Genomic DNA, 20,000 nt, shown 5'->3' with positions numbered 1-20,000 from the left:
TCAGCGGCACCTCTCGACGTTCGTCTGGATGCCGACGGCGCCCCGGTAGCCCTCGGGCCTGGGGATGCGGCCTTCGATGGAGCAGGCATAGAAGTTGAACCAGGATCCGTACGATGCCGTGCGGCCGATCCGATCGAACTTGACGGGCAGCTTGGCGAAGAACTCATCGAGCACGTCGTCGGCGTCGGACAGATTGCCCGACAGCTCACCGAGACCGTTGATCGAGTCCTTCAGCGGAGCCCGACCGTCCTCGAGCAGCTCCGAGACGCTCACGGTGAGCGATCCGAGCCCGTCGAGGGTGTCGCCGATGACCTCGCGGTCCTCGGCGAGTCCGGTGACCAACGCGTCGAGCGTGATCAGGGTCGTGTCGAGCTGGTCCGAGCGCTGGTTGACCGTGTCGAGCACCGAGCTGAGGTTGGTGATCAGCTCCCCGATGACCTGGTCCTTGTCGGCCAGGGTCGAGGTCAGGCTCGCCGTGCTGGACAGCAGGCTCTCGACCGTGGCTCCCTCGCCCTGGAACACCGCGATGATCTGGGCGTTGAGGTTGTTGACGTCCTTGGGCGAGAGCAGCTGCAGCAGGGGTTGGAAGCCGTTGAACAGAGCCGTCAGATCCAGCGCCGGGCGCGTCTCGTCGGTGGTGAACTCGTGCCCGGCCGGCAGATCTGGGCCGGGCTGGGTGGGCGGCTCGAGTGAGATGTACCGCTGTCCGACCAGGTTGCGGAACCGCAGCTCGGCGGTCGTGCCCCGACTCAGGCTCACACCCTTGCGCACCGAGAAGGTGATCCGGGCCAGCCGGTTGTCGGCGAGACTCACGTCCGAGATCGAACCGACTTTGACGCCGGAGACGCGCACGTCGTCGCCGACGTTCACGCTCGTGGCATCGGCGAACATGGCCCGGTAGGTGGCGCCCTCGCCGGATCCGGAGTCATTGCGGATGGTCGAGGCCAGCACGGTGGTGGCGAGCACCGTGACGACCAGGAACACCACGCTCTTGGCGATCGTGGCCTTCATTGCAGACTCACTTCCGTTCCGCGCAGGCTGGGACCGACCACGAGACTGCTCCAGGCGGGATACTCGGCGGGCGCGAGGCCCTGGGTGGGGGCGACCAGCTCGGCGATCAGCTGGTTCTCGCCCGGGGAGTTGGCGGCACCGAGGTCCGGTGTACCGCCGTTGATCTGTCGGCGAACTTCTCGCGACGGTGGCGGCTCAATGGTCTCCGGCACTGCCGCGGACGCACTGGCCGACGCTGGCTGGGTGCCCGTGCGCCCCTCGACGTAGGGGCAGCGCGGCGAGCCTCCGCGGCTGAACTCGGGGGCGTCACGACCGGGCAGGTACTTGCCCCGCGCCTCCACGACGTTCAGCTGCACGTGCAGACCGGGCTCGTTCGTGCCCTTGCCGAGCAGCGAGTCCATGCGGGGGATGAAGTCGCGGGCCGCCCTGAACAGGCAGGGGAACTGGTTGGCGTAGGGCCGCACCGCGGCGAGCGCATCGCGGCTCTCGTCGGCCAGCACCTCGATGGTCTGGCGGTTGTCCGACACGAATCCGGTGGTGGTGTCGGCCGAGCTGATGACCCGCGCGTACACCTCGGTGAGGCGACTGCGCTTGTCGACCAGCGTGCCGGACGAGACCGTCAGCGTGTCGAGGGCATCGAGCAGGTCGGGGGCTGCCGAGTCGTAGACGTCGGCGACGTTGCCGAGCCGCTCGAGATCCTCGGCGATGTCGGGCACCTGCGGGTTGAGCTTCTCCAGGTAGTCGGCGGTGGTGGCCAGCGTGTCGCCGATGTCGTCGCCGCGGCCACGCAGCGCGGTGGCGAGCTCGCCAAGGCTCGCCGACAGCTTCTCGGGCTGGATCGACTGCAGCAGGGGCAGCAGCTCGTCGAACAGCTGCTCCAGCTCGACCGCCTCGTCGCTGTCGTCCTGGACGATCTGATCGCCGTCGGAGAGTCCGATCTCGCCGGCGACGGGCGTGACCAGCGAGACGTAGCGCTCGCCGAACAGCGTCTTGGGCAGCAGGCGCGCCGTGGTGTCCTGCGGCAGCGAGTCCGTCGTCTCGGGATCGAGCGCCAGGGTGAGCGTTGCACCGTCGGGGGCCGGATCGATCTTCGTGACCACGCCGACCGGCACACCGCGCAGCTTGACGTCCGATCCGGTCTGCAGGGCGTTGCCGAGCTTGCCAGTGCTGAGCTCGATGTCCGTGCTGGCCACGAAGGTGCGTTGGTACACGAGCACCGCGACCAGCACGAAGGCCGCGACGAGCACGATGTAGACGACACCCAGCAGCGCGTCGAGACCGCGTCGGGGGGCGTTCATCCGGCGATCCTTACGGTGGTCGTGGCGCCCCACAGGGCCAGCGACAGCACGAGGTCGAGCACCGCGACCGTGACGATGCTGCGGCGCACCGCTGCACCGACGGCACGGCCGACCCCGGCGGGTCCGCCGCTGGCCACGAAGCCGAGACGGCAGTGGATGAGGATGATCAGCACCGCGAAGATCAGCACCTTCAGGAAGCTCAGGAGGATGTCGATGGGTGGCAGGAACAGGTTGAAGTAGTGGTCGTAGGTGCCCGCGGACTGGCCGTGGATCACGGTCGTGACCAGCCGAGCGCCCAGATAGGAGCTGAGCAGGCCGATGACGTACAGCGGGATGATCGCGATGAAGCCTGCGATGACACGGGTCGTGACCAGGTAGGGCACGGCCGGAACCGCCATCACCGTCAGCGCGTCGACCTCCTCGTTGATGCGCATCGCCCCGAGCTGGGCGGTGAAGCCCGACCCGACCGTGGCCGACAGAGCCAGCGCCGCGACCAGGGGCGCGATCTCACGGGTGTTGAAGTACGCGGAGATGAAGCCGTTGAGGGTCGACGTGCCGATCTGGTCGAGTGCGGCGTAGCCCTGCAGGCCCACGACGCTGCCGACGAACAGGGTCATGCCGACCATGACGCCGATGGTGCCGCCGATGACGGCCAGGGCACCGGTGCCGAAGCTGACCTCGGACAGGAGGCGCACGATGTCGCGCGGATAGCGGCGCAGCGTCTGCGGGATCCAGGCGAGCACGACTCCGTAGAAGCGGATCTCCGCACCGAGCTCGGCCAACGAGTTGACCGGCTTCTCGGCCGCGCGACGAGCCAGGGCGCGCTGCCGCGCCGACATCGTGGGCTCAGGTTGGGTCTTGTGGGGCGAGGTCTTGGACGCCGGGGTGGCGCGGCGCTTGGGCGGTGTGGCGTGAGTGGTCATGGGTCAGGCCCCCTTGCCCGGGACGAGCTGCAGGTACAGCGTCGTGATGACGAAGTTGACGAAGAACAGCAGCAGGAACGTGATGACGACCGACTGGTTGACCGAGTCGCCGACGCCCTTGGGACCGGGTGCGGTGTTGAGGCCGCGGTGGCAGGCGATGACTCCGGCGACGAAGCCGAAGATGACGGCCTTGAGCTCGCCGACCCACAGATCCGACAGCTGGGCGAGCGCGGTGAAGCTGGCCAGATAGGCACCGGGCGTACCGCCCTGCACCATGACGTTGAAGACGTAGCCACCGACCACGCCGACCACCGACACCAGGCCGTTCAGCAGCACGGCGGCGCCGATGCACGCGAGCACCCGCGGCACCACGAGACGCTGGATCGGCGAGACACCGATGACCTTCATGGCGTCGGTCTCGTCGCGGATGGTGCGGGCTCCGAGATCGGCACAGATCGCCGCACCTCCTGCCCCGGCCACGACGAGGCTGGTCACGATGGGCGCGGCCTGCTGGACGACGGCGAGCACGCTCGCGGCTCCCGTGAAGGACTGCGCGCCGACCTGCACCGTCAGGGTGCCCAGCTGAAGGGCGATGACCGCACCGAACGGGATGGCCACCAGGATGGCCGGCACCCACGAGACGCTGACCACGAACCAGAACTGCTCGAGCGCCTCCTGCCCCGCGAACGGGCGTCGGAAGGTCGCGCGGATGGTGTCGAGCGCGAAGGCGAAGACGTTGCCGATCGATCGAAGCGATCGGGTGAGTGGATCACGGACGGGATTGGCGCGTGCTCGCTCACGCTCGTCGTCGTCGGCGACGTAGAGCTGGGCGGCTCCGCTGGAGACCCGCTCGCGGTGCCGCTCGGCCGCTGCACGCGGCTGACCGTCGCGCGGCACCAGCTGGCGCGGAAGCACCTCGATCGCACGGGCGTGGTGGGACAGCACCGCCGTGTCGCTGGGATACGGCCCGTCGGGCGAGAGGTCACGGGGGCCGACGCGGCGGTGGTCGACCTCCTCGCTCATCCCGATGGGGCCCTCGGGGTCGCCGCTCATGAACTGCGAGACCACGGGGTGGTCGGTGAGCAGGAACTCCTCACGGGGACCGAACATCACCAGCTCGCGGCGGTACAGCATGCCGAGGTTGTCCGGCAGGGTCCGTGCGAGCTCGATGTTGTGCGTGACGACCAGCATGGTGGCGTCGGTGAGCACGTTGACGTCGACCAGCAGCTGGGCGAGATTCGAGGTGCGCACGGGATCGAGACCGGAGTCGGGCTCGTCGATGAGGATGATCTCGGGGTCGGTGACCAGCGAACGGGCCAGGCCGGCGCGCTTCTTCATGCCGCCGGAGATCTCGCCAGGCACCTTGTGCTCCTGGCCGACCAGGCCGACCATCTCCAGCTTCTCCATGACCACGTCACGGATCTCGGTCTCGTTCTTGCGGGTGTGCTCACGCAGGGGGAAGGCGACGTTGTCGTAGACGTTCATCGAGCCGAACAGGGCGCCGTCCTGGAACAGCACGCCGAAGCTCTTGCGCATCTCGAGGCGGTGCGACTCCTTGGCGCTGACCATGTCGACGCCGTTGATCAGCACCTCGCCCTCCTCGGGTTCGACGATGCCCATCAACGACTTGAGGAACACCGACTTTCCCGTGCCCGAGGGCCCCATCATGGCGGTGATCTCGCCCGGGGGGAGGGCGATCGTGAGGTCGTGCCAGATGTTCTGGCTGCCGTAGGTCTTGCTCAGACCGGTGACCTCGACGGTTCCGCCCATGATGACTCCTCGCGTTGCTGACCTCGTGCTGATGACAGGGGCGCCGACCGCCCCCTCGGTTGGTCGGCGCCGCGCTGAACGTATGCGGCCGCACGTGGCGTAGGCCACACCAGAGCGCTCACCTGAGACAAAAGTAATCATTTCGTAATCTTTGGTTGTGATGGCCCTCACAAGTTTTGGGTCGAGTGCCTCTTTAGGCAGCGGTCACCGTTGTTTCGTGAGAGTCAGCGTGGCTGAATCATCGTGTCGCCCCCTCACCGACACATCTGAACCGCGCCTCCTGGTGCGGATGGAGGGAGAGCCCATGAGTGTCGTCGGACTCGATGAACGACCAATTCCTGGCCGGGTGGCCCACGCCCGGTGGACGGTGCCCGCCGAGAGCCTGGCGCTGCTGCGCGACCGAGTGGAGCTGGCCGTCGCCGGTACGTCGGACGACGTCAGCGACCAGCTGCTGGTCAGCGCCCTGCACGAGGCGGTGCAGGCCTTCCTTCAGCACGACGGCGACCCGCGCGGCGCCGCCCGGCAGGTGGCCCCGTGGTTCGAGCGGATCGGCGAACGGCAGGCACGCCTGGGTGAGGAGCTGCCGGCGTTGATCCAGCACTTCCAGAAGGCGCGACAGGCCACGCAGCGCGGCCTTCGAGACGCCTTGGGAGTCGCTCTGGTGGGCGAGTCGCTCGTCCAGCTTCGCCAATCATTGATGGCGTACCTCGACCTGTTGCTCCAACACGCGGCCCGAGGCATGGAGCGGGCACACAAGACGCAGCAGATGAGCCTCAGCGCCTGCCGCGATCACCTGATCGACGCCTTGTTCGATCACACGGACGAGTCGTCGCTGAACTATCTGGCCCGTTCGGTCGGGCTCGCCGACGACGCGTACGTGCCCGTCATCGCGATCGGCGGTCCCCTGCCTGCCGCACTGCTGAACCACCCCGACGTGCTGCGTCGCGGCTCCGACACCGAGGCGGCCGTGCCGGCCTCGTGGTGCGACGAGGCGGCCGTGGCCAGCAAGAACGCTCAGGTGGTGATGGGTCCCAAGGTGCGCCTCGGCGCACTCAACGAGGCGATCGGCCTGACCCGGTGCGCGGCCCGGCTGCTCAGCGGCCGGACCGTGATCGATTCGCGTTCTGTCGTGCCATGCTCGGACCTGCTCGCCCTGCTGCTCGTCGACGCCAACCCGGTGCTGGTCGACCTGTTGGCCACCAAGCACCTCGGCCCGCTGGAGGCCATGGGCGAGTCGCGTCGCGCCAAGCTGGGCGGCACCCTCCTGGACTGGCTGGAGCGTGGACTGCCGGCCAACCAGTTGGCCCGAGAACTGCAGCTGCCGACCCAGACCGTGCACAGCCGGCTCAAGACCTGCCGGTCCATCTACGAAGGTGTGCTTGACGACCCGGTCCAGCGCCTCGAGCTAGTGATCGCCCTGCGCGCCAAGGTCCCCGGTTGGCGTTCCGCCGCCGCCTGACCCGGGGAGGGCGTGACCCCGACCCACTCAGATATCACGGACGCCGGTGCCCTACGGCGGAATCAGCGCGCCATTGCGCCAGCGACCGTTCACGTGCGCTGAGACCTGACCCGCCAGGTCGCGCACGAAGGTTGCGTGCTCCACGCCGTCGAAGGTCGCGGCGATGTCCTCGAACGCTCCGGGGGCCCGCGCCGCCAGATCGCGGTATCGCTCGACACCTTCGTGCGGGTTGAGGCCCAGCGTGCGGGCACACCGGGCAAGGTCGGACTCGCCGATGGCCGACAAGTCGTACGTGGTCCCGATCTTCAGCGCGCTGCGGGGCGGCTCGGTACGCAGGCCGCTCGACTCGATCGGTTCGGTCAGATACGGCAGGCCGGAGGCAAGGTCGTAGGCGGGAGCGAGACGCGACTGGTCACCGGCGTGCAGGATGGAGAAGTTCTTGGCGTGATTGTCGGTCGCCCCGATGATCACGTTGAAGCACAGGTAGTCGAAGAAGGTGATGCACGCGAGCTGTCGTCCACGCACCGTGCCGATGCGGTCCAGGACCCGTTTGATTCCGGCGAGCCCCGGGCCGCCCTCACTCTGGTACTTCAAGGTCGGTGCTACTCCGAGGGCCTGGCACAGGTCCTCCTGGTGAATGCGGCGCAAGACCCCGTCCGACGTGGCCAGGCGGTCGTAACGCGTGGACACCAGTGCTCGTTGGTCGCCGACCGCGAGGAGGGTGGTCGTGGCGGCCGGGATGTTCAGGAGTCTCGCGGCGCGCTGGCAGGCGTATTCATTGATGTCGTGCAGGCGGTAGCCGCCGATGGACGCCTTCAGGATGTGGGTCGTGGGGGTCGAGTCCAACGGGATGCCGAAGCCGTGACCCTTCCTCTGACCGGCGCCCTGGTGCAGGGCGACCTTGTTCTGCGCTCCGGCCAGGCTCCAGCGTCCTGCCCGGAACTCTCGACCCCAGTCGCCGCGCTGATTGCGGAGCCCGTCAAGAAGCTCTTCGAGGTCGGCATCGCTGAGCCATTGGACGTCGCCCGTTCGGGCGACCTCATCGTCTGCACTCTCGCCGGCAGGGACCACCTGGATGGCGCCCGCGGCGTCACGCCCGACGTGGCGCAACAAGGCCAGCGGGTTGCGGGCGGACACGCGATACCTCACCGCCCACTCGTCGCGCACGTTGCCGTTGTCGGGCAGGAGCCCGTCGAACCAGTTCCGCACATGACTGGCCTTGTGCTCGGCATTCAGCCCGATCACGAACGACAAGGGCGTGGGGTCTCCCGAAGCCTCATAGGCGTCGTCGTAGGTGAAGGACACGCGCCCCTGACCGTTCTGCACCAGATCGCCTGCGAAGCGCCCATCGATGTAGACACGCAGGTGCTCAGTGATTGCCACCACCGCCCAGGTTCTCGAAGACGGCGTCCAGGGTCGATGTCGGGTCCGACGACGTGTTCCCCCGCTCGCCCGAGGTCACGATGGCGAGGTCGAGTGCATGCAGCACTGCGAGCGCCCGACCAACTTCCAGAGTGGGAACACCTTGTTCGAGCCGCACGATGAACCCACGACTGACTCCAGCTCGCGCAGCCAGTACGCCCTGGGTGACGCCGGAGGCGACCCGACGACTCTTCACGAGAGCGCCAAGCTCGGCTGTGTTTCGGATCGCCACGATGCTCCTCTCGACATCCACACGTATATACAGATGTACATACGACTGCACGGACGAATGTAGCAGTACCCAGACAAATCGGGAAGTATGAGTACTGCAACATTCCTCGGCGAGCGATCGAACCCGGGCGCGGCAGCTGACTGCCTGAGCCCCCGCGCGTTCTGATCTACGGGCCGCGGTAGCGGCTGTTGCGGCCTGGTCGAGGAGCGCCCATCACCGCCATCTGGCTGGGATCGGCCTGCAGACGAGCCGCAACGCCACCATCGTCAACAACAATCTCGCCATCAGCGAGATGACCGACAACGACGAAGCGGCGCGGACCCCCGACCGGGGTCCGCGCCGCTGACGTCCTACGTCAGTGCATCAGGTGCCGGGGAGCTCCCTTCAGCTGCATCGACGTCCGACGGATGCGGCTGACCAACCGCGGAATCGTGGCCGGGGCCAGCAGCGCGCCACCGGCGAGGATCATCGCCAGGCCCAGCATCCACAGACTCATCGAGGCCGGGGAGCCGGTGTCAGGCAGCACGCCGCCCACAGCTCCACCGAATCCGCCGGAGCCACCGTCCACGCCCGAGCCCGAGCCCGCCACCACGATGGTGTCGAACCCGATCAGCTCGCCGTCGCTGTCGTAGACGGCGAACATGTACTCCCCGGGCTCCACGTCCCGCGGAAGCGCGACGCGGATCTGGCCGTTGCTGGCCACCGTGAACGTACCCAGGTTGCGAGGGTTGGAGAACAACCACGCCGTGACCTCTTGGTCCGCGTAGTCGTCACCGACCTCGACCGTCAGGGTCTCCCCCGGCTGCACCGGGTTGGGGTTCAGGACGTCGATGACACCTTCCAGGTCTTCCGCAGGAGGACCTGGCGTCTCGCCGTCACCGTCGCCGTTTCCACCGCCGTCGCCGTCGCCGTCGCCGTCACCATCTCCGTCACCGTCGTCCGCCGCAACAACGGCGTTCGTGGCCTCGGAGGTGGAGGTGAGCGGCTCGTCACCCTCGCGGGTGGCGGTGGACGCGAACGTGATGACCTTCTCCAGCTGATCCTCGGTGAGGACCAGCGTGTTGCCGGTCTCGTCGTCGATCGCCTCGCCGTCGGCCAACCACTGGTTGGTGACGTCGTCCGGATCGCCGGTGAACGTACCCGGGGTGCCGGTGAGCGTCTGGCCCACCTGCGCCGTTCCAGTGATGGTCGGCACGTCGCCCACCTCGAGCAACGCCTGCACCGCATCCGTCGGCCCCGAGGTGGAGCTGAGCGGACCGCCGGCACCGGCCTGGGTCGACCGGAAGGTGATGACCTGGCCGGCCTGGTCGTCGGTGAGCTCGAGCGCCAGCCCGGTCTCCCCGTCGATCGCCACACCATTGGCCAACCACTGGTTGGTCGGATCACCCTCGGTGTCGCCGCTGAACGTCGCCGGCGTGCCGGTGAGCGTCTCCCCCACCTTGGCCGTGCCGTCGATGCTCGGCTGAGCCTCGACCGCGATGTTGATGTCGGCGCGGAGCACCGGACCGACAGGCTCGGAATCCGACGACGCGGGCTCGCTGCCCTCACGGGTGGCCGTGGAACGGAACGTGATGTCCGCGTCCAGCTGCGCCTCCGCCAGCACCAGCTCGGAACCGGTGGCACCCTCGATCGCCTCACCATCGGCCAGCCACTGGTTCGTGACTGTCACCACGTCGCGCGTGTCGTTGAACGTCGCCGGCGTACCGGTCAGCGTCTCCCCGACCTTCGGCGTGCCCGAGATGCTGGGCGGCGTCACGGCCTCCAGCGGCGGGGCCTCGATGGGGCCGATCGCGTTCGATGCGCCGGACGGCACATCGCTCTGCAGACCCGACGGCGTCGACGCAAGCTGCTTCAACGTGATGCTCGCACCGATCTCATCGTTGGTCACCGTGAACGCCTCACCCGTCGCACCCTCGATAGCCTCACCATCGGCAAACCACTGATTCGTGATCGTCAGCTCAGCACCCGGCGGGAAGAACGTCGCCGCCTTGCTGACCGACAACTCCGAACCCACCTGCGGGTCACCCTCAATCGCCGGCTTCGCGAAAGCAACATCCGGCGACGAGACCTCAGCCTCGACCGGACCCACCGACTCCGACGTCGCCACCAGCTCATCACCATCGACCGTCGCCGTCTGCGTCGCGAAGATCAACTGACCCGCCGCATTGAACGGCACCGTCACCTCCAGACCATTCACGAACGAATCAGGAATCAGCACCGGCTCAGCACCCTCAGTCGTGGCCTGACGGAAGAACCGCGTCACCACCTCACCCTCAGGCTCAGCCGAGAACTCCGCAGGCGTCAACGTCAACGTCCGATTCACCACCGGATCACCCGACAACACCGGATCAGTCACCACCGACGCCGGAGGCGTCTCGATGGGGCCGATCGCGTTCGACGCGCCGGACGGCACATCACTCTGCAGACCCGACGGCGTCGACGCAAGCTGCTTCAACGTGATGCTCGCACCGATCTCATCGTTGGTCACCGTGAACGTCTCACCCGTCGCACCCTCGATCGCCTCACCATCGGCAAACCACTGATTCGTGATCGTCAGCTCAGCATCCGGCGGGAAGAACGTCGCCGCCTTGCTGACCGACAACTCCGAACCCACCTGCGGGTCACCCTCAATCGCCGGCTTCGCGAAAGCAACATCCGGCGACGAGACCTCAGCCTCGACCGGACCCACCGACTCCGACGTCGCCACCAGCTCATCACCATCGACCGTCGCCGTCTGCGTCGCGAAGATCAACTGATCCGCCGCGTTGAACGGCACCGTCAGCTCCAGACCATTCACGAACGAATCAGGAATCAACACCGGCTCAGCACCCTCAGTCGTAGCCTGACGGAAGAACCGCGTCACCACCTCACCCTCAGGCTCAGCCGAGAACTCCGCCGGAGTCAACGTCAACGTCCGATTCACCACCGGATCACCCGACAACACCGGATCAGTCACCACCGACGCGCCGGTCTCCACCGGCTCGTCGGTGAGGATGACGAGGTTCACATCCGCGCCTCCTCCACCGGTGGCGAAGCCCGAGATCTGCCGGTCTGCAATCGACGGCGGGGTTATCTCTCGATACGGGAGGAACGTACCGTCTTCGAGAAGATTCGAACCTTGGTAGAGCCGACCAGCGTCACTGAGCTTGGTGCCCTCGCCGTCGACGTCGACCACGGTCTCGCCGGGCGCGACCTGAGCGACGAATCCGAGGTACGTCTGGCGCAACACATCGTCGGATGTGCGGTAGTAGAGGTTGTCATCGTTCTCTGTGCCCCAGATGGCCTCGATGGATCCCTGCTCCTCGGCCGGGATCTCCCTGTTGATGGCACCTTCGGCCTCGACCGTGCCGTTGCCGTGCAGCACCGCGAGAGACCGGCTGCTAGCGGCGATGTCGACGACGTCGCTCGCGCCATCGAGCTCGAGGCGGTCGGCGTTGCCCTGCGGCAGTCCCCAGACCGCGACGGTGCCGTTCTCGCGCAGCGCGATGCCGAGATCGCTAGAAAGCGCGACCTTGGTGACATCGTCGAGGTCAGGAGCAGAGCTGACGACATTGTTCGTTCCCGGACCGAACGCCACGAGGCGGCCATCCTCCGTCACGGCAAGCCCGTTGTCGTTGCCGAACAGCGCGATCGATCGAGCGACCCCCAGGTCGGTCGGGAAATCCGCCCGGATGGCTGCGCTGCGATCCGTGCCGTATGTGATGTACTCCCCGTCTGTCGTGAGCGCAGCCACCCACTGGCCAGTGGCCCAGACCCCGACAACGTCCTCGCCGGCCAGCGCCGCGGGCTCATCGACCAGATTCTCGTGGCCTGCCACAGTGACATTCGTCGCCTGCGGGGGGAACGAACCGCTGGGCTGGTTGCCGCCGAAGCTGTAGACCGTCCCGGCCCGCTCGGGCGCGACTGGCGCACTGTTGATTGATGCGCCGGCCACGGCGGTGACTCCGCCGACCAGCAGCGCCGCAGCGGCTACGACGCTGGACGAGCGTCGTACTGCTGATCTCAGTCTGGGTGTGATGTTCATCGTCCTCTTCTCACATGTCGAACGTGGAGCGCGCCGGCGGGGAGCACGGCACACAGGAGACGACCGTGACACGAGTCACCGCCGCGATGGGCCGATCCGACCCCATCAACGGGCGAGGTCAGACGGACGTACGAAGTTGTCTAGTCGAGAGGGGGCGGAGGGAACGGCCCCGGTACGAACGGAGGAAGCCCCTCACCGTCTGGGAACTCGATGTCGCCTACAGGCAAGCAACTACTCTCCTCGACCGGCAGGTTCACGCGGTCCGAGAAGCAGCGAGCCCCGACCAGATTCTGGGTGATGCCTACCTGCAAGGTAGTGTCCCCCGCCACCGAGTTGATCAATGGTGAGAGATCCTCGGACGAGCCACAGCCCTGGAACTTGCCCACCGTGATCGTCCCCTGCAGGTAGCCGCCGAGGGACGGGTTGTAGGAGCCTTCGGGCACCATGCCCGCTGACCCGGTATATCCCTTGCCACGCAGTGCGATGGGCGCCTCGGTACGGCAGGAATCACCCACGTCAACCTCGACTCCGTCGACAGTAACGTCAGAGAGCCTGAGGTCGAGGTTCCCGCTTCCGACTGTGTCCGTGAACGGGTTATTGGTCTGTGAATACCGATACTGGGCGGCATCCAACTGCAGGCCGAACGGAAGGCCGTTCGCATCCGTGGCAAGGTCAAGGTGAATGGTGGCCTCCGCAGGAACGGATCCGAATGCGAGAAGACGCACCCGCTGAGCCGGGAACGACGTGAACTCCGCGCCGAAACGCCGCAGATCATCACGGGCTGCTGGCGGAGAGGCCGGGTCGTCACCGACGAAATTGTTGGGGTAAGCACGTGCGCTCACCACGTACTGCTGGGGCACCCCCTCGACGAGGTCGCAGCGTTGCGCCTCTTGGCCATAGAGCCGGCGGCACTGCGTCTCCTGGAACGGCAGGAGCAACAGGACGACGTCGGCGGTGACCTTGACGTCTGCCAGTCGGACCCATTGCTTGGACGGACCGACGTAAGCGAGGTTGGTCACGCGGGACGAAGCCAGTGTCGGAACTCCGGGGCGAATCTCAGAGGTTGATCGCAGCGGCAGATTTGGGAAGTCGGGGTCGGGCGTCTGCTCCGCACTCGCCGTCGGCATCGTCATCAGCCCTGCACCCAGCACCAGCACTGCTAGCGCGCGCGTCCACCGTTGTCGAACCATGACAGCAGGGTGCCACCACTCAGACGCCCGGCCTAGAGCGCCGGCGACACCAATGCCCCAGGTCGGACGTCCGTCTGAGGTTGAGGGGTTTGAGGTGCAGTGTGCCCAACTCCGTGTCACATTCCGATAGGCCTCTTCCAGAGGCGAGAACAGCTCGCTGTGACGAACGGAGCATCACATGAAACTCTCGCGCACATTCCTCGTACTGGCTGGAGCCGCTGTGCTGGTCGCGACCGGCGGTGTGGCATACGCCGGGCCGCCGTGGACCGTGGTCATCGGCAACAACAGCACCGGCGATCCCGCCAGCTTCACCTCGTCCACGGTCGAGATCGACCCAGTGACGGGTGACCAACCCGACATCGAATGGTCGGTCCCCGCTGCCAACCTCACTTGTGAGGACGGCATCGCTGAGGGGAGCTTTACCCCCGGTGCCACCGCCAGCAAGATCGGCGAGATCACCGGCGTGTCGTTGAACACCTGCCTGGGCCCGTTCGACATTCCCTGGGATTTCGAACAGACGGCCGTGTGGGACATCAACATCGTCGACGACACCTCTGGCGTGTTCGTTCCCGTGTCAGTCGGCAATATCAATTACACGATGGAGAATCCTGATGGCCTCTGCACATTCGACGTCACGGGTTCAGTGTCCGGGACGCTCGACATGGGGTCGCAGCAGATCCACCTCGACGGCGGCGGAACCCAAGTCAGCAACGTCAGCGGCTGCTTCGGGATGATGGGCAACGGCAACCCTCACACGTTGACCATGACGTTGCAGCTCAACGACATCCCACGCGTGCTCGTGGCCAATTGAGCGCAGACAGCCGATGTTGCCTCGAACTGCAGCTGCCTGCTCACACCATGATCTGCATCACGCGTGCGAGCCGCGCGGCCTGATCAAGAACACTCGAGTGGCCGGCACAAGCCCGACCAGAATCCAAAGGACAATCCCTCATGAAACTCCGACGTCAATCCCTTTCCATGGCCAGTGCGGCGGCACTGGTGCTCATCGGCAGCGCCGCCTACGCCGGGCCGCCATGGACCGTCTCAGTTGGCGGCAGCAGCGCCGGCGGACCAGCCGACTACACCGCGAGCACGATCGGCGACGGGCCGGACATAGCTGTCACCGTCCCCAAGGCTGATTTCACCTGCGAAGCCGGCACGACGCTCGGATCTATCGCCCCGGGCTCCACCGCCGCTGCGATTGGCCGCATCGCAGGCAGCACCTTCACTGACTGTTTCGGGCCATTCGGGATTGAACTACCCATCCGACAGACGTCCGTGTGGGACATCAACATCACCGGCGACAACGTCGGCGGCGCGACCCCCGCCAGCATCGGCAACATCACCGCCCATGTGGAGAACCCGGACGGCCTGTGCGAGTTCGACATCACCGGCTCAGTGCCCGCCACATTCGACGAAAACACCCAGCAGCTGCACGTGGATGGCGGCGGTCTCACCATCTCCAACGTGTCAGGCTGTTTCGGCGCGTTTGGCAACGGCAACCCAATGACCTTCGAGGCCACCTTCCAGCTGGCCGACGTGGCTCCAGTGACGATCACAAACTGAGGCTAGACGCTCTCGTTCCTCGGATCCCATTGGTCGAGAGCAAGCGAAGTTCGTACGTCCATCCGAAACCCGGGCACACCATAATGTGCATCGTGTCACAGGTCACATGTTGGGGTTAGGAATGGATCAGCGGTCGGGACAGGCCCGGCCACGGACACAAGGGAGAATCTCATGAAGGTCCCACGCAAGTCCCTCGCCATCATCGGTGCGGTCGCGCTGGTCTCGATCGGCACGGCTGCTTATGCCGGTCCGCCGTGGACTGTCTCGGTCGGTGGCAGCAGCACCGGCGCGCCGGCGTCCTACAGCGCCACCACCGTCGGCACCGATCCGGACATCGAATTCAGCGTGCCGGCCGCCGACCTCACCTGTGCGGACGGCACCGCAGACGGCACCATCACCCCCGGTGCCACCGCCAGCAAGGCCGGCGAGATCACCGCAACGGAGTTCAACACCTGCTTGGGCCCGTTCGACATCCCACTTGAGGTCACCCAAACCTCGGTGTGGGATATCAACATCGTCAGCAACAACGTCGGCGGCGTCACGCCGGGCAGCATCGGCAACGTCAGTGCTCACGTCGAGAACCCTGACGGTCTCTGCGAATTCGATGTCACCGGCAGCGTGCCCGGTTCGTTCAACGAGAACAACCAGCAGCTGGCGGTCAGCGGCGGCGGCCTGACGGTCTCCAACGTCTCCGGCTGCTTCGGCGCCATCGGCAACGGCAACCCCGCCACGTTCGACGGCACCTACCAGTTGGCTGACATCGACACGGTCACCATTGCGAACTGACGGTGATCACGACTCACCCATCCAGGTGAGCCTGCGCGGGGGTGCGGAGTAATTGACGTACTCCGCACCCCCGCTCCCACACACCCTGCCACCCCGACCCCAGAACATCCAGAAAACCAGGAGAATCCCGTGAAGAAGTCCCTGCGCGTGCTCGCCGTCACCGGCGCCGCCACCACCCTCGCCCTCCTCCCCGCAGCGGCCCAGGCCGCACCGCTCGACGTCACCTACGACGCCGTCGGAACGAGCTACGTCGCTGGTCCGGACGCCACGATCGACATCGGCCCCACCACGTTGGAGACCACCGTGGAGTCGAACGGAGGCGCACTCACCGGAAGCCTCGACATCCCGAAGACGTCGATCTCTTTCAAGGCCTACGGCTTCCTGCCCGCCTCGTCGGACGTGGAGTTCATCGAGACCGCACCCGTCACCGGCATCTTGAGCAACGACGGGACCCGGGCGTTCGTCGATGCCACGGCGACCTACACGATCAAGCTGACCAACACCAAGATCCTCGGCCTTCCGACGTTCACAGGCGACAATTGCCAAACCGCTGAACCGGTGATCGTCCCGGCCAAGACGCCCGACGACGCATCATTCAGCATCGTGGGTGGCGGACCTCTCGAAGGTACCTTCTCGATCGGCGAGTTCGAAAACTGCGGGCTCACCACCGGCATCATCAACTCGATCGTCCCTGGTGATGGCAACACGATCGATCTGACGGTGAGCAACGGCCGCCTCGGCTGACCTCTCAGCACCCGATCGCGCGGGCCCGGACGCCATTGGCGTCCGGGCCCGCGTCGTGTCCGAGGCTTCGCCTAGCCTGACCACACGGACGAGCAGGCCCCATCTATACACAAAGCCCAACTTGTTGGGCTGACTGCATTGGGCCCAACCGTGACGCTCAGATGCATGAGCTCAGGCATGCCCCGACGCAGGATCCGGGATGCCTCCGCCGTGCTTGGTCAGCGCGTCCGCGAACGCCGCGAATCGCTCGGCTTCACCCAGGAAGAGCTGGCGCACCGCAGCGGACTGAGCCGCAACCAGGTGCAGAACCTGGAGAACAACCGCAACAACACCCGAGACGCGTCCGGTCGACCCGGCCCCGCCAATCCTCGATTCGATACCCTCTGGTCGGTCGCGCTGGTTCTCGACATCAAGCTCTCGGACCTGCTCTCAGGCCTCGACGACACCTGAACGGTCGCACCGGGCAAGTTCGTACGTCCGTCCGAGCCACGACCGGATCGGTGCATTCACCGGCGCAACCCCTGCAGATGTGTGGTTGTCTCCACCGTGGTCGCGCCCACATCCTTCGGCGTCGCCTCAGTCCAGCCGAAGTCCGAGCTGGCCGTGCACCACAACGGAGCCCGATCCGACTAAGGTGAGGCAGGTCACACGTGGCGGAGGGTGCCGATGAACGATCACACAGGCCCGACAGGCTCGTCGAGGCCATGACCGAGCTGCGAGACTCTCTGTCCGGCGCGCCCGCAACCGTCGCCAGCCAGTTTCGACCCCAGATACCTGTCCTGGCCGAGCGCATGGTCCGCCAGATCGAGCACGGCGTCGACCGCTACGCCGGCCCCACCGACGGACGACGCCACAAGCTCATGACGATGGCAGTGACCGCTGCCCTGAACCAGTTCCTCACCATGGTCGAGCAAGGACCCCGCAAGGCCCCCCGGGTCGACGACCTGTTCCGCCGCATGGGTTACGGCGAGGCCGTGGACGGCCGCGACCTGAGCGCCATGCGGTCCTCGCTGCGGCTCGCCACCCGGGCCGCCTGGGACCAGCTGCGTTCCTTCGCCGACGAGAACGATCTCAGTGCCGCCACGCTCGGCGGGCTGGGCGACGCGCTCTTCGCCTACATCGACCACCTCAACGAACAGGTGTCGATCGGGTTCACGACCGGACGTGGCGCCCTGGATCGAGATGTCGACGTGGCTCGGGACCGACTGCTCACCTCTCTGGTGGAGCGGCGGCCCCGCTCGGAGCTGCGCACCAACGCCCTCGAGGCGGCCTGGCCGTTGCCGGAGCGCGTCGTCGTGATCATGGTGCACCCCGACCCAGACGCGGACCTCGATCTCAGCCAGTTCCATCAGCACGCCCTCATCGCCGACCAGCACGACCCGGTGCTTGCCGTCTGCACCCCCGACCACGTCGACGACCTGCTGCGACACGTGATCCATTCCTCGCAGCTGGCCCGAAGCGCCATGAGCTGGGAAGTGTGGCCAGAGGAGGTCGCCGACGCCATCCGATGGACCAAGCGCGCGCTCTCCCTGTGCGATCAGGGCGTGATCGAGGACCAACCCGTCATCGACTGCCTCGAGCACCGCACCCTGCTGTGGCTGCACGCCGAGCCCGCGCTGAGACGCCGCATGTGTCAGGACATGTTGAAGCCGCTGCTGTCCGAGACACCCAACTCCCGAGAGATCCTCTCCGAGACCCTGCTGGTCTGGTTGGAGACCCGCGACAGCGCGCCGGCCATCGCCGCCCAGCTCGGCGTGCACCCCCAGACGGTGCGCTACCGCTGGAAACGCATCAACGAGCTGTTCGGCGAGGACCTGCGAGATCCCGAGACGGTCGTGCAGCTGACGATGCTGCTCAAGGCCAGCGTGCCCTTGTGGAAGACCGGGGATCAGAGCGACTTCGAGCGATACCGCGCCGGAGAGTCGTCGTGACCGACGTCGTGTCTGGTCCTCCCATCACCCTGCCCGCTGTGCGGGTCGGCGCCGCGTCGGCGCTCACTGCGGGGCTCGCGATCACGACCATCCAGCCGGACTGGCGTGTGCCGCAGTGGGAGCTGATCGCGCTCGGCGTGGTCCTTGCGCTGGCTGCGGCGGCCGCGTGGAGCTGCACCCGAGCGCCCGCCACCAAGCTCCTCACCCTCTGGTCGGTGATCACGCTCGCCGCTGTCGTCGCGTGGTCGGTGGTTGCCACGGTGGGGCCTCCCACCGACGCCCCGTTCACGCCCGCTGCCGTCACCGCTCTGCTCCTGCTGGCCGCCGGAGAAGCTGAACGTCGTAGCTGCGCCGTCACCGACGTGCCCCTGTGGTGGCCGGCGCTGGCGCTCCTCGCCGGCATCACTGCCTTCGGGGTCTGGCTCGTGATCGACGACGTGCCCGGCGCCGTGGCGACAGGATTGTCGGTCCTCGTCGCCGCCGCGCCAGGGGCCACTCGTCTGTGCGCACCCAGCGCCCTGCTGCTCGGGCGACGTCGTGCCGTGCGGCTCAAGCTCACGCTCGGCGGCTCGACACCGGCTCTCGCCTCGAGGATCGACACCCTGGTGCTCGCTCCGCACGGAACCCTCACGACCGGCGACATGCGTGTGGTGTCGGTGCGCCCGATCGAGCCCGACCACGAACGCAACCTGCGGTGGTTCGCCGGTGCGCTGTCGCAGGCCCGAGAGGACCGAGTCAGCCGCGCTGTCGCCCGCATCGCCCAGGGCCGGGGACGACTCACCGACGTCCAGAACGAGGCAGCCGGCATCCGCGGAACGGTCGATCGACATCCGGTCCGGGTGGGTGAGCCCGACTGGTTGCGCATCCCGGCCGACGACGACCTCTGGACGGTGCTGGCCGTCGAGGTCGACGGTCGCGGGCTCGGTTCTCTGGTCGTCGCCGAGCAGCTCCGCGACGACGCAGCCGAGCAGGTGGTGGCCCTGCGGCAGCTCGGAGTGGAACCCGTGTTCGTCAGCGACGACACCGCTGCACGGGCGCACCACCTGGCCGCCGAGTGCGGGCTCGCCGAGGCGCGTCTGACGCGCGAAGGCGCCGACACCACCTCGGTCGTCGCGCATCTGAGATCAGCAGGGAACCTCGTGGCGGTCATCGGACCCGACGCCGCTGGGTCCGATCTGCACATCGGCCAGCGCGCCACCGGTGCCGCCGGTATCGGCGCCCCGGACGATGCCGTGGGACACGCGGTCGACGGGCTTCGCCTGGCCCGGTCGATCGATTCGAGAGCGCGCCGGGGGCTGCGCGCCGCCGGCGCCCTGGCCGTGGTCGGCATCGGTCTCGCCGCGGCCGGGATCCTCACCCCCCTGCTGGCCTCCGCCTGGGCCGTGGCCAGTGCAGTGGTCGTGGTCGCTGCGGCGGCGCCGTCCGGCTCCTGACCACGAGCCGCATCAATTCTTCAGACGGACGACCGACCTTCGGTCGGCTCGCCCCCACGCAGGGGCGAACCGGGCTAGCGTCTGACCTGCCAGGCCAACCGGGCACGACGCCGGGGCCGCGGCACGGTCCGGGCGGGCTCCCTCCGCGCGCCGGACATCCGATACCGACCCCGGGACGACGGTCCCTCCCTCGTCCCGGGGCCGGTCAGGG

General features: G+C 67.1%; 16 protein-coding genes. 8 read left to right on the top strand and 8 right to left on the bottom strand.

Annotated features, from left to right (window positions below; all coding sequences use genetic code 11):
• The 4 genes from ACHAA3_RS08365 to ACHAA3_RS08350 form a co-directional block, all read right to left on the bottom strand.
• Positions 1-1,011, bottom strand: a complete 1,011-nt coding sequence (locus ACHAA3_RS08365; RefSeq protein ID WP_435708523.1) for an MCE family protein — start codon at positions 1,009-1,011, stop codon at positions 1-3.
• The gene (locus tag ACHAA3_RS08360) at positions 1,008-2,309 is read right to left on the bottom strand and encodes an MCE family protein (RefSeq protein ID WP_435708522.1); all 1,302 of its coding nucleotides are present in this window, start codon (positions 2,307-2,309) and stop codon (positions 1,008-1,010) included. Before ACHAA3_RS08360 ends, ACHAA3_RS08365 begins: the two co-directional genes overlap by 4 nt.
• Positions 2,306-3,148, bottom strand: a complete 843-nt coding sequence (locus ACHAA3_RS08355; RefSeq protein ID WP_435708638.1) for an MlaE family ABC transporter permease — start codon at positions 3,146-3,148, stop codon at positions 2,306-2,308. The genes ACHAA3_RS08360 and ACHAA3_RS08355 overlap by 4 nt, the downstream gene beginning before the upstream one ends.
• An 87-nt stretch (positions 3,149-3,235) precedes the next feature.
• Complete coding sequence (locus tag ACHAA3_RS08350) at positions 3,236-5,002, bottom strand: ABC transporter permease (protein ID WP_435708521.1); 1,767 nt, start codon at positions 5,000-5,002, stop codon at positions 3,236-3,238.
• Positions 5,003-5,306: 304 nt separating this feature from the next.
• On the opposite strand from ACHAA3_RS08350, the gene ACHAA3_RS08345 reads away from it, so the two are divergent.
• The gene (locus ACHAA3_RS08345) at positions 5,307-6,461 is read left to right on the top strand and encodes a helix-turn-helix domain-containing protein (RefSeq protein ID WP_435708520.1); all 1,155 of its coding nucleotides are present in this window, start codon (positions 5,307-5,309) and stop codon (positions 6,459-6,461) included.
• A 51-nt stretch (positions 6,462-6,512) separates the two neighbouring features.
• Here the strand turns inward: ACHAA3_RS08345 and ACHAA3_RS08340 are convergent, their stop codons facing one another.
• The 4 genes from ACHAA3_RS08340 to ACHAA3_RS08325 form a co-directional block, all read right to left on the bottom strand.
• Positions 6,513-7,844, bottom strand: coding sequence for a HipA domain-containing protein (locus tag ACHAA3_RS08340; protein WP_435708519.1), 1,332 nt, complete (start codon positions 7,842-7,844; stop codon positions 6,513-6,515).
• Positions 7,831-8,115 (bottom strand): helix-turn-helix domain-containing protein, encoded by a 285-nt coding sequence (locus ACHAA3_RS08335; protein WP_435708518.1) that lies wholly within the window; start codon positions 8,113-8,115, stop codon positions 7,831-7,833. Before ACHAA3_RS08335 ends, ACHAA3_RS08340 begins: the two co-directional genes overlap by 14 nt.
• A 355-nt stretch (positions 8,116-8,470) precedes the next feature.
• On the bottom strand, positions 8,471-12,139 hold the full coding sequence (locus tag ACHAA3_RS08330; RefSeq protein ID WP_435708517.1) for a hypothetical protein: 3,669 nt from the start codon (positions 12,137-12,139) through the stop codon (positions 8,471-8,473).
• A gap of 140 nt (positions 12,140-12,279) precedes the next feature.
• Positions 12,280-13,329 carry a hypothetical protein gene (locus ACHAA3_RS08325; RefSeq protein ID WP_435708516.1) on the bottom strand — a complete coding sequence of 350 codons (1,050 nt, stop codon included), beginning with the start codon at positions 13,327-13,329 and terminating at the stop codon, positions 12,280-12,282.
• A gap of 220 nt (positions 13,330-13,549) precedes the next feature.
• Here ACHAA3_RS08325 and ACHAA3_RS08320 point away from each other — a divergent pair, with 220 nt between their 5' ends.
• From ACHAA3_RS08320 to ACHAA3_RS08290, 7 genes are all read left to right on the top strand, one after another.
• Complete coding sequence (locus ACHAA3_RS08320) at positions 13,550-14,140, top strand: hypothetical protein (RefSeq protein WP_435708515.1); 591 nt, start codon at positions 13,550-13,552, stop codon at positions 14,138-14,140.
• A gap of 140 nt (positions 14,141-14,280) precedes the next feature.
• Entirely contained in the window at positions 14,281-14,895 is a 615-nt protein-coding gene (locus tag ACHAA3_RS08315) for a hypothetical protein (RefSeq protein ID WP_435708514.1), read from the top strand.
• Between the two features lie 171 nt (positions 14,896-15,066).
• Entirely contained in the window at positions 15,067-15,681 is a 615-nt protein-coding gene (locus tag ACHAA3_RS08310; RefSeq protein ID WP_435708513.1) for a hypothetical protein, read from the top strand.
• A gap of 129 nt (positions 15,682-15,810) precedes the next feature.
• Entirely contained in the window at positions 15,811-16,425 is a 615-nt protein-coding gene (locus ACHAA3_RS08305; RefSeq protein ID WP_435708512.1) for a hypothetical protein, read from the top strand.
• 165 nt (positions 16,426-16,590) lie between these two features.
• Positions 16,591-16,875, top strand: coding sequence for a helix-turn-helix domain-containing protein (locus tag ACHAA3_RS08300; protein ID WP_435708511.1), 285 nt, complete (start codon positions 16,591-16,593; stop codon positions 16,873-16,875).
• Between the two features lie 254 nt (positions 16,876-17,129).
• On the top strand, positions 17,130-18,356 hold the full coding sequence (locus ACHAA3_RS08295; RefSeq protein ID WP_435708510.1) for a helix-turn-helix domain-containing protein: 1,227 nt from the start codon (positions 17,130-17,132) through the stop codon (positions 18,354-18,356).
• On the top strand, positions 18,353-19,789 hold the full coding sequence (locus tag ACHAA3_RS08290; RefSeq protein ID WP_435708509.1) for a hypothetical protein: 1,437 nt from the start codon (positions 18,353-18,355) through the stop codon (positions 19,787-19,789). The genes ACHAA3_RS08295 and ACHAA3_RS08290 overlap by 4 nt, the downstream gene beginning before the upstream one ends.
• The last annotated feature ends 211 nt before the right edge of the window (positions 19,790-20,000 follow it).

The organism is Aeromicrobium sp. CF3.5, from assembly GCF_051262695.1.
Classification (GTDB): Bacteria; Actinomycetota; Actinomycetes; order Propionibacteriales; family Nocardioidaceae; genus Aeromicrobium.
Note: the sequence above shows the minus strand (reverse complement) of the source record. Positions and strands in the feature narration are given on the sequence as shown.